General features: G+C 65.4%; 15 protein-coding genes and 1 pseudogene. 6 read left to right on the top strand and 10 right to left on the bottom strand.

Translation table 11 applies throughout. The annotated features are described in order from the left end of the window. On the bottom strand, window positions 1–216 hold a 216-nt coding region (locus IEX85_RS18695; RefSeq protein WP_188862142.1), incomplete at its 3' end, for an alanine:cation symporter family protein. Window positions 217–1,081: 865 nt separating this feature from the next. Between IEX85_RS18695 and IEX85_RS18690 the strand changes: the two genes are divergently transcribed. Next, window positions 1,082–1,894, top strand: a complete 813-nt coding sequence (locus tag IEX85_RS18690; RefSeq protein ID WP_188862141.1) for a helix-turn-helix transcriptional regulator — start codon at window positions 1,082–1,084, stop codon at window positions 1,892–1,894. A gap of 290 nt (window positions 1,895–2,184) precedes the next feature. On the opposite strand, the pseudogene IEX85_RS24060 reads toward IEX85_RS18690, so the two are convergent. Beyond that, window positions 2,185–2,307, bottom strand: a pseudogene (locus IEX85_RS24060) (protease); the annotation flags it as partial. Window positions 2,308–2,436: 129 nt separating this feature from the next. Here IEX85_RS24060 and IEX85_RS18685 point away from each other — a divergent pair. From IEX85_RS18685 to IEX85_RS18665, 5 genes are all read left to right on the top strand, one after another. Further along, window positions 2,437–3,021: an NAD(P)H-dependent oxidoreductase gene (locus IEX85_RS18685; RefSeq protein WP_188862140.1), complete on the top strand. Its 585-nt coding sequence runs from the start codon at window positions 2,437–2,439 to the stop codon at window positions 3,019–3,021. Between the two features lie 252 nt (window positions 3,022–3,273). After that, window positions 3,274–4,140, top strand: a complete 867-nt coding sequence (locus IEX85_RS18680) for a bifunctional methionine sulfoxide reductase B/A protein (RefSeq protein WP_188862139.1) — start codon at window positions 3,274–3,276, stop codon at window positions 4,138–4,140. Window positions 4,141–4,313: 173 nt separating this feature from the next. Continuing rightward, window positions 4,314–5,843, top strand: coding sequence for a cryptochrome/photolyase family protein (locus tag IEX85_RS18675; protein ID WP_188862138.1), 1,530 nt, complete (start codon window positions 4,314–4,316; stop codon window positions 5,841–5,843). Between the two features lies 1 nt (window position 5,844). Further along, window positions 5,845–6,018, top strand: a complete 174-nt coding sequence (locus IEX85_RS18670; RefSeq protein WP_188862137.1) for a DUF2256 domain-containing protein — start codon at window positions 5,845–5,847, stop codon at window positions 6,016–6,018. Beyond that, window positions 6,009–7,361 (top strand): DASH family cryptochrome, encoded by a 1,353-nt coding sequence (locus IEX85_RS18665; RefSeq protein WP_188862136.1) that lies wholly within the window; start codon window positions 6,009–6,011, stop codon window positions 7,359–7,361. The genes IEX85_RS18670 and IEX85_RS18665 overlap by 10 nt, the downstream gene beginning before the upstream one ends. Window positions 7,362–7,684: 323 nt before the next feature. Here the strand turns inward: IEX85_RS18665 and madM are convergent, their stop codons facing one another. From madM to IEX85_RS18625, 8 genes are all read right to left on the bottom strand, one after another. After that, the gene (madM, locus tag IEX85_RS18660) at window positions 7,685–8,449 is read right to left on the bottom strand and encodes a malonate transporter subunit MadM (RefSeq protein WP_188862135.1); all 765 of its coding nucleotides are present in this window, start codon (window positions 8,447–8,449) and stop codon (window positions 7,685–7,687) included. An 11-nt stretch (window positions 8,450–8,460) separates the two neighbouring features. Then, the gene (gene madL / locus IEX85_RS18655; RefSeq protein ID WP_188862134.1) at window positions 8,461–8,853 is read right to left on the bottom strand and encodes a malonate transporter subunit MadL; all 393 of its coding nucleotides are present in this window, start codon (window positions 8,851–8,853) and stop codon (window positions 8,461–8,463) included. Between the two features lie 126 nt (window positions 8,854–8,979). Then, on the bottom strand, window positions 8,980–9,891 hold the full coding sequence (gene mdcH / locus IEX85_RS18650) for a malonate decarboxylase subunit epsilon (protein ID WP_188862133.1): 912 nt from the start codon (window positions 9,889–9,891) through the stop codon (window positions 8,980–8,982). Then, window positions 9,885–10,529, bottom strand: a complete 645-nt coding sequence (locus IEX85_RS18645; RefSeq protein WP_188862132.1) for a malonate decarboxylase holo-ACP synthase — start codon at window positions 10,527–10,529, stop codon at window positions 9,885–9,887. Before IEX85_RS18645 ends, mdcH begins: the two co-directional genes overlap by 7 nt. Continuing rightward, a complete protein-coding gene (mdcE, locus tag IEX85_RS18640; RefSeq protein ID WP_188862131.1) occupies window positions 10,529–11,359 on the bottom strand; it encodes a biotin-independent malonate decarboxylase subunit gamma in 831 nt (276 codons plus the stop codon). The genes IEX85_RS18645 and mdcE overlap by 1 nt, the downstream gene beginning before the upstream one ends. Further along, window positions 11,356–12,198 carry a biotin-independent malonate decarboxylase subunit beta gene (locus tag IEX85_RS18635; RefSeq protein WP_188862130.1) on the bottom strand — a complete coding sequence of 281 codons (843 nt, stop codon included), beginning with the start codon at window positions 12,196–12,198 and terminating at the stop codon, window positions 11,356–11,358. Before IEX85_RS18635 ends, mdcE begins: the two co-directional genes overlap by 4 nt. Beyond that, window positions 12,195–12,500, bottom strand: a complete 306-nt coding sequence (gene mdcC / locus IEX85_RS18630; protein ID WP_188862129.1) for a malonate decarboxylase acyl carrier protein — start codon at window positions 12,498–12,500, stop codon at window positions 12,195–12,197. Before mdcC ends, IEX85_RS18635 begins: the two co-directional genes overlap by 4 nt. A gap of 15 nt (window positions 12,501–12,515) precedes the next feature. Further along, window positions 12,516–13,394, bottom strand: a complete 879-nt coding sequence (locus tag IEX85_RS18625; protein ID WP_188862128.1) for a triphosphoribosyl-dephospho-CoA synthase — start codon at window positions 13,392–13,394, stop codon at window positions 12,516–12,518.

Genomic DNA, 13,394 nt, shown 5'->3' with positions numbered 1-13,394 from the left:
GACGCGTCCGGCGACCGACAGCAGCAGTGCCTGGAAGGAGCTCAGGTGGCCATGCTTGTCGCGCTGGAACGCCTGGCTGGCGCTGAGGATCCGGAACATCCGGCCGAAGTAGCGAAACTGTACGAAGCGCGAGGCGACGGTGAAGCCGATCCCGACCGCGATCAGCAGCGCGATCAGAACCTTGCCCCAGAGAATGTCGTTGAGAATATCCAGCATCGGGGTTCTCCGCTGTTTTTGTTGTGGGAGGTGCGAAGCCATTAAAACAGGGCGGGTGGGGGTTAAAGAATTTGACGGATTGGTGTTGCATGGCGCAGTCTGGTGCTTATTAGTGCGCCAGACTGCGATAGTGGTGAGTGGTGTGGATCGCCGCGCATGATGGCACGGTGCCGGCTTTGTTCGCCGCGAGGCGCGGCTACGGACGGTCGGGTTGGTGCTATAGCGTAGGAGCGGGCGCCCCGCCGCGAATGGCCCGCCGCGCATGATGTGGCACGGTGTCGGCTTTGTTCGCCGCGAGGCGCGGCTCCCACGGACGGTCGGGAAGGCGCTATAGCGTAGGAGCGGCGCCCCGCCGCGAATGGCCCGCCACACATGATGTGGCACGGTGTCGGCTTTGTTCGCCGCGAGGCGCGGCTCCTACGGACGGCCGGGAAGGCGCTATAGCGTAGGAGCGGCGCCCCGCCGCGAATGGCCCGCCGCGCATGATGTGGCACGGTGCCGGCTTTGTTCGCCGCGAGGCGCGGCTACGGACGGTCGGGTAGGTGCTATAGCGTAAGACCGGCGCCCCGCCGCGAATGGCCCGCCACACATGATGTGGCACGGTGCCGACTTTGTTCGCCGCGAGGCGCGCCTCCTACGGACGGTCGGGAAGGCGCTATAGCGTAGAGCGGCGCCCCGCCGCGAATGGCCCGCCGCGCATGATGTGGCACGGTGTCGGCTTTGTTCGCCGCGAGGCGCGCCTCCTACGGACGGCCGGGAAGGCGCTATAGCGTAGGAGCGGCATTTCGCCGCGAACAAACGTGGTGCCGCGCTCGTTCGCCGTGGGGGGCGGCACCCGCGGGTGATGTGGGAACCGGGATAATAAATGAACGAAGATTTTGGCCAGAATCTGCGGTTGCTCTGCAGCTACTACAAGTCGATTGCCGAGGTTTGTCGGCGTCTGGATATCAACCGGCCGCAGTTCAACCGTTACCTGAGCGGGCGCTACAAACCGTCGGCGGGCACCTTGCGGCGACTATGCGAGTTCTTCGGGGTCGAGGAGCAGGAGATCCTGCTGCCGCACAGTCAGTTTCAGCGGCTGGTGCAGGTGCGCCCCAAGTCCCGCTCCACAGACTCCCCGGCGCGTCCCGAGCTTGCGCACCTGGACCGGCTGACGCAGCGGGGCAGCGAGGGACTCGAGCGCTATCTCGGATATTATTTCGAGTATTACCTGTCGATGGCCAATCCCGGCAAACTGATCCGAACCCTGGTATGCCTGGAGGAGCTCGACGAGCGGGTGTATTACCAGCGCAGCGAGCGCATGGTGCCGCACCCGGGAGAGGCTCCCTGTCATAACCGTTACCTCGGCATCGCGCATCTGCTAACGGACCGTATCTTCCTGCTGGATTACGAGTCGCTGAACTGCCACGAAATCACCCAGACCATCCTGTTTCCGAGTTTTCGCAACCGGCTGTCGCGTCTGACGGGTCTGAAACTGGGCGTGTCTGACAACAGTGAGCGCATGCCCTGTTGTACCAGGGTCCTGTACGAATATCTCGGCACCAACGTCGACCGCAAGAAGGCGCTGGCGCTTTGCGGGCTCTACGATCTGGATGCCGCGGACATCGATGCGTCCATTCTGGAGGGGGTGCGCAATGAGATGGCACCGGGTGAGTGGCATTTCCGGGCGCGGCATTGAGTGACAAGTGGTCAGCGGCAAGTCGTTGGCTATGTAGGATGGGTGGAGCGACGCCTTGGTACGGCATATCCGTCACTGCTGCGGCCAGGGCGTCGTGCAACCCATCTTGGGCGTGTGCAAGTCTCGACACATTGATGGGTTACGCCGCGTCAACCTCGCGGAAAGCGTTAAACAGTGCGCCAATGCGGCTCCACCCATCCTACTTTTGGCCCCTGGAGTCACGCGAGTCTGCAAAGAGCCATAAAAAAGCCCGGGCTGGCTGGAGTGCGGCCCGGACAAGGGATGCCGCCTCAAGCGGCTAGCAGAGCCATGAACTGCGACAGCCAGGCCGGATGCGCGGGCCAGGCCGGTGCGGTGACCAGGTTTCCGTCCGTTACGGCGGCGTCGATGGCGATCTCGGCGTAGTTGCCACCTTGCGGTATTAATGGGCTACTACAGGGTTCTGATAGACGTCCATATCTGTTTTCACTTGGTGTCATTGTCGATCCCGTTGACTAAGATATAGCTGTCAGCGCGCCGGAAGGGACGATCGACCGACGACCATGGGGAAACGTATTACCATCATTCAGGGGCATCCGGATCCGGACCGTCAGCATCTGGGATATGCTCTGGCCGAGTCTTATGCCGACGGTGCCCGTACCGCCGGACACGAGGTGCGTCTGATCGAAGTCGCCCGGCTCGATTTTCCCTGGTTGCACACCAAGATCGACTTCGAGGAGCACAGACCCCCTGAAGCGATCGCCGAGGCGCAGGAGGCGATCCGCTGGGCCAATCATCTGGTGATTTTCTATCCGCTCTGGCTTGGCACCATGCCCGCAGTGCTGAAGGCGTTTCTGGAGCAGACGCTGCGGCCCGATTTCGCCTTTACCTACGATGACAACGGCAACGTGGAAAAGCAGCTCAGCGGCCGCAGCGCCCGGGTGGTGGTGACCATGGGCATGCCGGCTTTCGTCTATCGCTGGTACTTCGGCGCCCACGGCCTGAAAAACCTGCGGCGCAATATCCTCGGCTTCTGTGGCATTCATCCGGTCAACTCCACCCTGCTGGGGCGCGTCGAGAGCGCCGACGAGACCCGGCGTCAGGGCTGGCTTCTGGAGCTGTACCGCCTGGGTGCCGAAGCGCTCTAGTCGACATTCATCCTGCACCCAAGGCGCTATCAGGCCGGGACCCCAGTTGCACGCCAGGTGACTAAGCGCCCTGCGAATGCTTTCCCGAAATTCAGCTCCGATACTTCAGCGGATCCGTAGACTTGGGGTGATCCTGTATTTCAGGGAACCCCGATGCCTCTGGCGGTGTCTGCGGGTTCATGGATAATGGGCGCACTGTGCTCCGGCGGCCATAAACCCAACCGGAGACGAGAACAAACAAGGGGTATTTTTATGTCGTACAACGATCTTACGCCTGAAGAGAAGCACATCATTCTCGACAAGGGGACCGAGCGTCCCTTTACCGGCAAGTACAACGATTTCTTCGAAACCGGGGTCTACACCTGCAAGCAGTGCAATGCCCCCCTGTATCGCTCGCAGGACAAGTTCCCGTCGCACTGCGGCTGGCCGAGTTTCGACGACGAGATCGAAGGCGCCATACGCCGCGAAGTCGACGCTGACGGGCGCCGTACCGAAATCCTCTGCGCCAACTGCGGCGGTCATCTCGGTCACGTTTTCGAAGGCGAGATGCTGACTGCCAAGAATCTGCGCCACTGCGTCAACTCGGTGTCGATGAATTTCGTCAGCGCCGAAGAGATCGCGCGCCGCGCCGGCACCAGCCTGAAGAAAGCCTATTTCGCCGGCGGCTGCTTCTGGGGTGTCGAGCATCTGATGCAGCAGCAGGCGGGCGTGGTGTCCGTGGTATCCGGTTATATGGGCGGTCACAAGGACGATCCGAGCTATCGCGAGGTCTGTGCCAAGACCACCGGGCACCTGGAAGTTGTCGAGGTCAGCTACGATCCGAAACAGGTCGACTTCGAGGCGCTGGCGAAGCTGTTCTTCGAAATCCACGACCCGACCCAGGTCGACGGCCAGGGGCCGGATCTCGGAGAGCAGTACGCCTCGGCGATCTTCTGCAATGACGACGAGGAGAAGGCGGTCGCGCAGAAACTGATCGACATCCTCGAATCCAAGGGCTACGACGTCGTCACCAAACTGCTGCCGATGGCGCCGTTCTGGCGCGCCGAGGAGTACCATCAGGACTACTACGAGAAGTCCGGCAAAGTGCCATACTGCCACCGGTACGAAAAGAAGTTCTGACAGTACGTTGTAGGAGCTCGCTCCGCGAGCGAATGACCATGGGGCTATTTGGATAGCGCGATAGTGGTTCGCCCGGAGACCGGGCTCCTACGCAGTATCGACCATCACACCAGGCCTGAACCGAAAAGGGGCGGGTCCCGTAACGGGGCTCAATACTCTGTATCGGACTCCCCATGCGCATCGGCCTGATCCTCGGCGACCAGCTCAGCCATTCCCTCGCCACTCTCCGCGTTCTTGATCCTGTCCACGACCGGTTGCTGTTTGCAGAGGTGCGCGACGAGGCGACCTATGTGCGGCATCACAAGCAGAAGATCGCGCTGATATTCAGTGCCATGCGTCATTTCGCCGCCGAACTGGGGGAGCAGGGCTGGCAGGTCGATTATCACGCCTATGATCCTGACTGCGCGCAGCAAAGCCTGATCGGGGTACTACAACAGCAGGTAGCACGACAGGGGGCAGATGAGGTGATCCTGACCCGGTGCGGCGAGTATCGCCTTCAGCGGGCCATCGATCACGACTGGTCGTCTGTCCTCGGCGTACCGGTGCAGCTCTGCGAGGACGACCGCTTTGTCTGCAGCAGCGGCGAGTTCGCCGCCTGGGCGAGCGGCAGGCGCCAACTGCGCATGGAGTTTTTCTACCGCGAAATGCGGCGCAAGACCGGCCTGCTGATGGAGAATGGCGCCCCGCTGGGCGGGCAGTGGAATTTCGATGCCGACAACCGCAGCGCCTACGACAGCGGGGCGCCGCTGCCGCCGGCGCTCGAGTTCGGGCGCGATAGCATCGACAACGAAGTGCTGGCCCTGGTCGAGGCGCATTTTGCCGATCACCCCGGCAGTCTCGATCGCTTCGACTGGGCCACGACCCGGTCGCAGGCGCTGGAAGCGCTCGCGCACTTTATCGCGCAGCGTCTGCCCTGGTTCGGCGACTACCAGGACGCCATGCTGTACGGTGAGGACTTCCTTTTCCACAGCCTTCTTTCGCCCTACATCAATTGCGGGCTGCTGACGCCAATGGAGGTCTGCGAGGCGGCGGAGCAGGCCTACTGGCGCGGCGATGCGCCGCTCAATGCGGTGGAGGGTTTCATCCGCCAGATCATCGGCTGGCGAGAATACGTGCGCGGCATCTACTGGCTGTGCATGCCGGATTACGCGCAGCAGAACCTGCTCGGCAACGAGCGGGCGCTGCCGGCGATGTACTGGCACGGTGAAACCGGCATGGCCTGCATGCGCGAGAGCTTTCGCAACACCTTCGATCATGCCTACGCCCACCATATCCAGCGGCTGATGGTGACCGGAAATTTCGCGCTGCTGGCCGGCATCAGGCCGCAGGATGTCTGCGACTGGTACCTGATGGTCTACGCCGATGCCTACGACTGGGTCGAGCTGCCCAATACCCTGGGGATGGTGATGCACGCCGATGGCGGCTACCTCGGCAGCAAGCCCTATTGCGCGTCCGGCAACTACATCAACCGGATGTCCGACTACTGCCGGCACTGCGAGTACAGCGTCAGGACCGCAACGGATAACGACAGCTGCCCTTTCAACAGCCTTTACTGGCACTTCGTCGCGCGTCATCGCGATAAATTCCGCGCCAATCCGCGGATGCGCATGATCTATCGCAGCTACGAGCGCATGGCGGACGACAAGAAAAACGCCTTGCAGCAACGCGCGGAGCATCTGCTGACGCGCCTGGACGAGCTTTGACATGGCGCACCGAAAGCCGCATTTGCCCGAGAAAACCTGCGCCGGCTGCGGCCGTCCCTTCGCCTGGCGCAGGAAGTGGCGGCGCTGCTGGGACGAGGTGCGCTACTGCAGCGAACGCTGCCGTCGCGCCCGGCGGTGCGGCGCCGCGCATCAGGCGGCGCCATCATGCAGCTGATCTGGCTTCGCAACGACCTCAGGCTGCACGATCAGCCGGCCTTTCGCCTGGCCCAGGCGCGGCGCGAACCTCTGGCTGTGGTCTATATCCTGCCTGAACACTGGCTGCTGCCCGACCGGCATGGCCTGGACCGGCTCGGCGCCGCCAAGGCGCGTTTTCTGCGCCAGAGTCTCGAGGATCTCGATACTCAGCTGCGCCGTTCGGGTCTTTCGCTGAGGGTACTGTGCGGTGATCCGGTTGCGCTGCTTTCGCGCTGGCACCGGCGGTCCGAGTTTCGGCTTATCACCCAGTCCGCCCAGGCGCCGGAGGAGGCCGAATGGCTTGCGGCGCTGGCCGGCGCGGGCATCGATATCGAGACCGTCGAGAACCAGACGCTGTTCGATGCCGAACAGATCGCACCGCTGCTGGCCGACTGGCCGTCGAGCTTCACCGCCTTCCGACACCGGGTCGAGGCCGCGCTGGAGCCGCCCCAGCCGTGCGCGGCAGTGGCGCTGTCGCTGACGCAGGGCTCGGTGCCGCTGGAGGCGCCGCCGGCCTGGCCCGATTTCTCTCAAACCCCGGCATCCGCTTTCGCCGGTGGCGAGCGTGCGGGGCTCGAGCACCTCGACGGTTACCTGTGGCGGCGTCGCGCCATCGACCACTATCGCGACAGCCGCAATCAGCTGATCGGAGAAGACTTCGCCAGCAGGCTAAGTGCCTGGCTGGCGTGGGGCTGCCTGTCGGTGCGCGAGGTCTGGCATCAGGTCCGGCGCTACGAGGCCCGGCATGGTGAAAACGATCAGCGCTACTGGCTGCGCTTCGAGCTGCTCTGGCGCGAGTTCTTTCACTGGTCCATGCGCCACTTCGGGCAACGGCTGTTCTGTCGTGATGGCCTGGCGGCGGCGCCGCTTCCGGCGCCACGGTTCGACGAGATGCACTGGCGTGCCTGGCGCGAGTCCCGTACCGGTGTGCCGATGGTCGATGCCGGCCTGAGGGAGCTGGTGACGACGGGATACTGCTCGAACCGGATGCGGCAGAACCTGGCGAGCTACTTTATTCATCAGCTCGGCCTCGACTGGCGCCTCGGCGCGCGCTTTTTCGAGCGCCACCTGATCGATTTCGACATTGCCAGCAACCAGGGCAACTGGGCCTACATCGCCGGCGCCGGCCAGGACCCGCGACAGGGACGGCGATTCGATTTGAACTGGCAACTGCGGCGTTACGATCCTGCTCTCGAGCATATCCGGTACTGGCTGCCGGAGCTGGGGGAGACCGATATCAACGACATCCTCGCGCATCAAAGCGGTCTGCGGCGGTTGTCCGGTTATCCGGCCCTGTTGGTGCCGGTTCCGGACATCGGCTGACGGCAACCCATCGCTGAGCATCGGAGGTGTGCAGGCTTTGGAGTGGGGCGCGGCAACGGTAGGATGGGTGGAGCCGCATTGGCACACTGTTTGACGCTTTCAGCGAGGTTGACGCGGCGCAACCCATCAATGAGTCGGCGACGCCCAAGATGGGTTGTACGACGGCCCTGGCCGCAGCAGTGACGGATACGCCGTACCGAGGCGTCGTTCCCCCCATCCTACGATTTACGCTTTTCCCGCATAAGCGCGATGAAACCCAAAAAAGCCCCTGCCGCGACGCGGGAGGGGCAAGGCTATGTCCTGATTATTCAACTTGCCTGGGTTCAGCCCATGATGCCGCGCATCAGGATGAACAGCAGCGACGGCCCCAGCAGGCAGCCCAGCGCGGTGTAGAAGGCGGCGGTCAGGCAGCCGTAGGGCACCAGCTTCGGGTCGGTGGCGGCAAGCCCGGCGGCGACGCCGCTCGAGGTGCCCATCAGGCCGCCGAAGATCACCGCGGTGCGCGGGTTGTTCAGGCCGATCAGGGAGGCGAAGAAGGGCGTGGTGACCATCACCAGGATCGACTTCACCAGTCCGGCGGCGATCGACAGCGCGATCACTTCGGAGCTCGCGCCGATGGCGGCACCGGTGACCGGGCCGACGATGTAGGTGACGGCGCCCGCGCCGATGGTGGTCAGGCTGACGGCGTCGGTGTAGCCGAAGGCGAGGGCGATGGCGACGCCGGCGAAGAAGGAGGACAGGATGCCCATGACCAGTGCGATCACGCCGGAGATGCCCGCCTGTTTCAGTTCGTCGATATTGACGCCGAAGCCGGTGGCGACGATGGCGAAGTCACGCAGCATCGAGCCGCCGAGCAGGCCGATGCCCGAGAGCAGCGGGATATCGACCACCCCTTTCTCGCCGCCGGTAAAGAGGCCGCCGAGGTAGGCCATCGTCAGGCCCAGCAGTATGGCGATCGCCGAGCCGTGAACGCGGCCACGGGTGAAGCGTCCGGAGACCCAGTAGGAGAACCACATCGTCAGGCCGATAACGGCGAATGCGGCGATAAGATCGTATTTATCGGTAACCTTCAGCAGAGACTCGTACATTGCTGTCACCCTCAGGAGTTGGTGGCCGGAGCGGCGCTGGTCTTGCTTTCATCCTTTCCCAGGCGGTCCAGCATCGGCACCAGGGCGAAGCCGCAGGCGACGGCGCTGACGCCGGCGAGGATGGCCATGGGGCCGCCGGTCAGGGCGCCCATCACGTTCTGCTTGGCCGCCATCGCGACGACCACGGGAATGTAGATGGCGCTCCAGAACTCGACGCCCTGTTCCGTCTTGACGTCCAGCAGCCCCCGCTTGTTGAGGTAGCTGCCGGCGAGGATCAGCAGGATCATGGCGATCCCGACGCCGCCGACGTTGGCCGGCACGCCGATCAGCTTGCCGAGCATCTGGCCGATGGTAATGCCCGTCAGGGTGCAGACGGACAGCAGTGTGACTCCGTAAATGATCATGGTCGTGACTCCAGCTTATTTGTTCGTATTGTCCTGGTATCGCCGTGGCGGATGTGTGGCACATCCTAACCGGTCATGGGTTTCAATAAAGGCTCTGGCTCCTTATTTAATTGAATTAATTGATTTTTATTCGTCTGGGTCGGTGCTGGCAGGCAGGGCGCTCGCCAGTGCCTGGCAGATGCCCTGGGGCAACACCCGCCGGAACAGTCCGGTCAGGGTGCTGCCCGGCGGCAGCTCGATGACCCGCTGCAGTCCGCGCTCGGCCAGCATCCGGCAGCTGTCGTGCCAGTGCACCTGCCGTGCCATGTTCTGCGCCAGGTCCTGGCGAATGTCATTCGGCTGGCGCAGAACCCGTGCCCGTGCCGCACTGACGTAGCCGCACGCCGGGGCTTTCATCGCGACCTCCGCGAAGGCCTGCTCCATCTGCTGCGCCTGGGCGTCCAGCAGCGCGCAGTGCGACGGCACGGCGACATCGAGCAGCCTGCCGGCGCAGGGCGCTTGAGCGCGGATGCGCTCGGCGGTGTCCTGCATCGCCTCCCGGGATCCGGCCAGCACGAACTGCTGATCGCCGTTGAGATTGGCCAGATACACCGCGCGTCCCTCGCTCTGCTGGTCGGCGATGGCCGCCTCGACCTGGGCCTGTGCGACGCCGGTCAGCGCCAGCATGCCGTAGCCACGCGGATACGCCTGCTGCATCAGCCGGCCGCGCAGGTCGACCAGCCGCAGGGCGTCGTCGAACGCGAGGCTCCCGGCGACCACGGCGGCCGGGTAGGCGCCGATCGACAGCCCCAGCACGAAATCCGGGTTTCCGTCCCGCCGTTGCCGGTATTCGGCCCAGAGCACGCCGCTGATCAGCAGTGCCAGCTGCACGTTGCGGGTGTCGGTCAGCGCTTCGGGGCTGTCGAGTGTTTCCAGCGAATGCCCGAGCACCGCTTCCGCCTCCTCGATACGCGCCTGAGCATCGGCGTCCGTCGGCAGCTGGCGCAGCATGCCCGGGCGTTGGGCGCCCTGGCCCGGAAAGGTGAAGGCGCTCAACATGCCTGTGTTCTCCGATCCTGTTGCGGCGCCCAGGGCGCGTCGGTCAGCCGAGGGCCGAACTGGGTTTTCAGCATCACCTGTCGGCTCGGGCCGGCCCACTCGGCGAGCGCGATCGCGCCCTGCGGGGTCTCGAGCTGAATATCCACACGGCAGCCGTTCGACTCGAGGCTTCGCAGCAGCCAGCTTGCCTGTGGCCGGGAAACCGGCACCGGGGTGTCGATCACCAGATCCAGGTCGCTCGAAGGCCGAAGCTGGGCTTCGCCGGTGGCGAACTCGTAACCGAGGCTGCCGGTGATGCCCCAGCGCAGGGCGCGTGCATCGAGCCGCGGCGCCAGTTGTTCCAGCGTGACCAGTACCGGATGCTGCTGCCGCTCAGGGTGTGCGCGCCAGGGCGCGCTGCTGCAGAGTTCGAACGGCGTCAGGCCTCGCTCCACATCGGCAAGCCGGGCAAAGGCGGCGCAGCGCTCGCGCTTGTCCCGTCCGCGAACCCCGATCGCGATCAGGCCCGAAGACGCCGGTGCGCGTCGCACCACGACCGGCCCCGAACCCGCGCTAACCCAGTCCGGTAGGGGCTGCTCGCCGGCCGGCAGCAGCCGCTCGCGCTGGACCCAGAGCAGGTCGTGCGGGCGCCAGCTCATCAGGCGCTCCACTGCTCGCGCAGCAGCTCGCGCACGCGGCGCGATGCTTGACGGTTGTCGCCGTCGAGCCGGCGGGAAAGACCGGTGTCGCCGGGCTGGATATTGCGCAGCGCACCGGCCAGCACCGTCCGTACCCGGTCGATATCCGCACCGCTCGGCGCGTCGGCGGATTCGACCTCGACCAGCGACTCCAGCAGACCGAGGGAGGCGTAGCTCTCGAGGTCATAGGCCATCGGCGGCACGTCGGCCGCGAGCCGGTCCAGTTCCTCTTCGGAGCGCAATGTGACCCTTGCAGCGGCGGCCTTGCCCATGGCGTGCACCTGAACGCCGCTGTCGGCGAGGGCGAAGATGCGGTTGGCCTGGTAACCGTGCGCCAGGAAGGCGCCGGACATCGCCTTGCCGACCAGCAGCGAGATCACCGGGTGTCCGGCCAGGCGGGCGCGGGCGTAGGCGCTGACCGCGGCGGCCAGGGCCTGATGGATGCCCAGCGCCTCTTCGCGACGTCCGTAGGCCTGACTCGGCACGTCGACGATGGCGATCAGCGCCCGCCTGATCGGTGTGTCGGCATCGGCGCGGATGGCGTCGTCGATCGCTTCGGCCAGTCCCCAGCCTTCGAGCAGCCCGACTTCGCCATGGCGGGCGCGCGGGTAGCGGCTGTCCGGATCGGCCTGCACCAGCAGGAAGCGGCAGGCGCGCCCGGCGATTTCGCCGTCGGCGATCCGCAGCGAAGGCACGGCGCCTTCCCGGCAGTCCATTTCCGCGGTCAGGGTGTCGAACCAGTGACGGCCGCGCTGGCTGGCGGTGGCGCTGTTGTCGTTGAATGCGGTCATTTGGCGGCTCCCTGTGTCAGGATCTGAAGGGCGCTGGCGGCATCGATCTGCTCGCGGGTATCCACCTGCTGCAGCCGCGCCAGCGGCGTGGCGATAGCGTCGCTGCGGTGCTCGGCCGGCACGCCGAGTGACAGACAGGCAGTCACCGACTGGTGCACCACCGCGACATCGTCTTCGACGAAGGCATCGACGAGGCCGCTGGTATGACGCTGGGCGCCGCCGGTCAGGCCCCAGATCAGCGCGCGATCGCGGGAGTCGTACTCGGCGACACCGGCTTCCTGCTCGATCACCTGAGGTCCATTGAGCCCCAGACGGCCTTCGCGGGTCATGATCAGGTAGCTGCACAAGCCTGCGGTGATCGACATGCCGCCAAAGCAGCCCACGGGCCCGGTGATGACGCCGATGACCGGCTGGTACTGGCGCAGCTCGACGATGGCAGACTGGATTTCGGCAATCGCCGCCAGGCCCAGGTTGGCCTCCTGCAGGCGCACACCGCCGGTTTCGAGCAGCAGCACCGCCGCGGTGGGGTTGCCCCGGCGGTTTTCCTCCAGCGCCAGTTCCAGCGCGCCGGCGATCTTGGCGCCGCCGACTTCACCGAGACTGCCGCCCTGGAAGCTGGCTTCGATGGCGGCGACCACCACGGCGGTGCCGTCGAGGGTACCGCGGGCGATGACTACACCGTCGTCGAACTGCGGCACGATCCCCTGCCGCTCCAGCCAGGGAGAGGTGAGACGGTCGAAGGGGGTCAGTAACTCGCGCATGGAGCCCTCGTCCAGCAGCGCGGCAATGCGCTTGCGGGCGCTGAGGTCGATAAAGCCGGTTTGGGTTCTGGTCGTCATGCCGCGTCCTCCCGGGCCAGTTCGAGCGCCTGTTCGATGCGCAGCCGGATCACGCCCGGCGTGGCGGCGAAGTCGTGGATGTCCATGCGCATCACCGGCAGTTTCATGACGGACTCGATCAGTTCGATCACCTGCCGCCAGCGGGCTTCGCTGCCGTCGGTCGAGGTGTGGATATGGATGTCCGCGCAGCCGGCGGAGGAGGGCTCGATCATCACTTCGAGGTCGCCGGAGCCGACGTAACCCACCAGGGCCGGCCGGATGGCTTCCGCCCGGGCCGGGCGTTTGAAATTCAAGGTGTCCATGACTATTCCCCGTTGTTATCGGTTTGCGTCGCCGAGGTGGCGATCCACGAACAGTGTCGCGGCCAGCAGGTCCGCGGCGCCGCCGGCGGAGGCGCCGAGCGACAGCAGGCGCTGTTCGTACTGCGCCAGCTCGCGGCGGCCGCTGAAGGTGCCGCAGCCGCCGGCGTCCAGCACCGCGCGGGCGCCCTGCTGCATCGCTTCGAGGCCGGCGAGACCGGCCCGGGACAGCACGCAGGTATCGGTCAGCGCGGACATGATGGCCAGCAACGCGTTGAGCCGGGATACCGACTCGGAGTCGCCGGACTCGCGGCTTTGGCGCAGCGTCGGCAGACCGCGCTGGAGCAGGTGCGGAAAACCCTGCTGGGCCTGTTCACGGGCGCCGGGCAGCCGGTATTCCCGGCAGACGCGCTGGCCGTTGCTCGGTACGCTGCCGGCCGGGCAATCCGGGTCCGGCTGGCGCGCAAGCTGGGCGGCGCGGTCGAGAAGGGCGGCAAGGCTGTGGGAGTGGGTCGCGGCCGCCGTCACCAGCAGGCCCAGGGCCCAGATGGCGCCGCGATGGGTATTGATACCTGCTGTGGCGGCCATCATCGCAGCTTCGGCCTCCCGTCCCAGCTGGCCGATGCGACGGCGCAACCCGGCGACGCTGGACTCCTGGATAGCCGCCTGCGCCATGTGCGCGAACCAGGGGCGCAGGCTCTGCGCCGAGGCCAGCATCAGCGACAGGTTCATGTCGCTGTGGGCGCCGGCGCCGCGGCTGTCGACCAGCGCCGGTTTCGGGCTGAGCCGGGCTTCCTGCTCCAGCGCCCAGCAGGCGAGGTCGCCGAGGACTTCGGCCGGCCGTGCAAGCGGTGCCGGTGTGGCTGTACGGGCGGCTGTCTGGATAGCGGTCTGCAT

Origin of the sequence: Marinobacterium nitratireducens (assembly GCF_014645375.1) — a bacterium.
GTDB classification, from domain to species: Bacteria; Pseudomonadota; Gammaproteobacteria; order Pseudomonadales; family Balneatricaceae; genus Marinobacterium_A; species Marinobacterium_A nitratireducens.
Note: the sequence above shows the minus strand (reverse complement) of the source record. Positions and strands in the feature narration are given on the sequence as shown.

What these genes read in the sequence shown, in the direction of transcription:
- IEX85_RS18690 (WP_188862141.1), top strand. Translation starts at nt 1,082, where the DNA reads ATGAACGAAGATTTTGGCCAGAATCTGCGGTTGCTCTGCAGCTACTAC.
- IEX85_RS18685 (WP_188862140.1), top strand. Translation starts at nt 2,437, where the DNA reads ATGGGGAAACGTATTACCATCATTCAGGGGCATCCGGATCCGGACCGT.
- IEX85_RS18680 (WP_188862139.1), top strand. Translation starts at nt 3,274, where the DNA reads ATGTCGTACAACGATCTTACGCCTGAAGAGAAGCACATCATTCTCGAC.
- IEX85_RS18675 (WP_188862138.1), top strand. Translation starts at nt 4,314, where the DNA reads ATGCGCATCGGCCTGATCCTCGGCGACCAGCTCAGCCATTCCCTCGCC.
- IEX85_RS18670 (WP_188862137.1), top strand. Translation starts at nt 5,845, where the DNA reads ATGGCGCACCGAAAGCCGCATTTGCCCGAGAAAACCTGCGCCGGCTGC.
- IEX85_RS18665 (WP_188862136.1), top strand. Translation starts at nt 6,009, where the DNA reads ATGCAGCTGATCTGGCTTCGCAACGACCTCAGGCTGCACGATCAGCCG.
- madM (WP_188862135.1), bottom strand. Translation starts at nt 8,449, where the DNA reads ATGTACGAGTCTCTGCTGAAGGTTACCGATAAATACGATCTTATCGCC.
- madL (WP_188862134.1), bottom strand. Translation starts at nt 8,853, where the DNA reads ATGATCATTTACGGAGTCACACTGCTGTCCGTCTGCACCCTGACGGGC.
- mdcH (WP_188862133.1), bottom strand. Translation starts at nt 9,891, where the DNA reads ATGTTGAGCGCCTTCACCTTTCCGGGCCAGGGCGCCCAACGCCCGGGC.
- IEX85_RS18645 (WP_188862132.1), bottom strand. Translation starts at nt 10,529, where the DNA reads ATGAGCTGGCGCCCGCACGACCTGCTCTGGGTCCAGCGCGAGCGGCTG.
- mdcE (WP_188862131.1), bottom strand. Translation starts at nt 11,359, where the DNA reads ATGACCGCATTCAACGACAACAGCGCCACCGCCAGCCAGCGCGGCCGT.
- IEX85_RS18635 (WP_188862130.1), bottom strand. Translation starts at nt 12,198, where the DNA reads ATGACGACCAGAACCCAAACCGGCTTTATCGACCTCAGCGCCCGCAAG.
- mdcC (WP_188862129.1), bottom strand. Translation starts at nt 12,500, where the DNA reads ATGGACACCTTGAATTTCAAACGCCCGGCCCGGGCGGAAGCCATCCGG.
- IEX85_RS18625 (WP_188862128.1), bottom strand. Translation starts at nt 13,394, where the DNA reads ATGCAGACCGCTATCCAGACAGCCGCCCGTACAGCCACACCGGCACCG.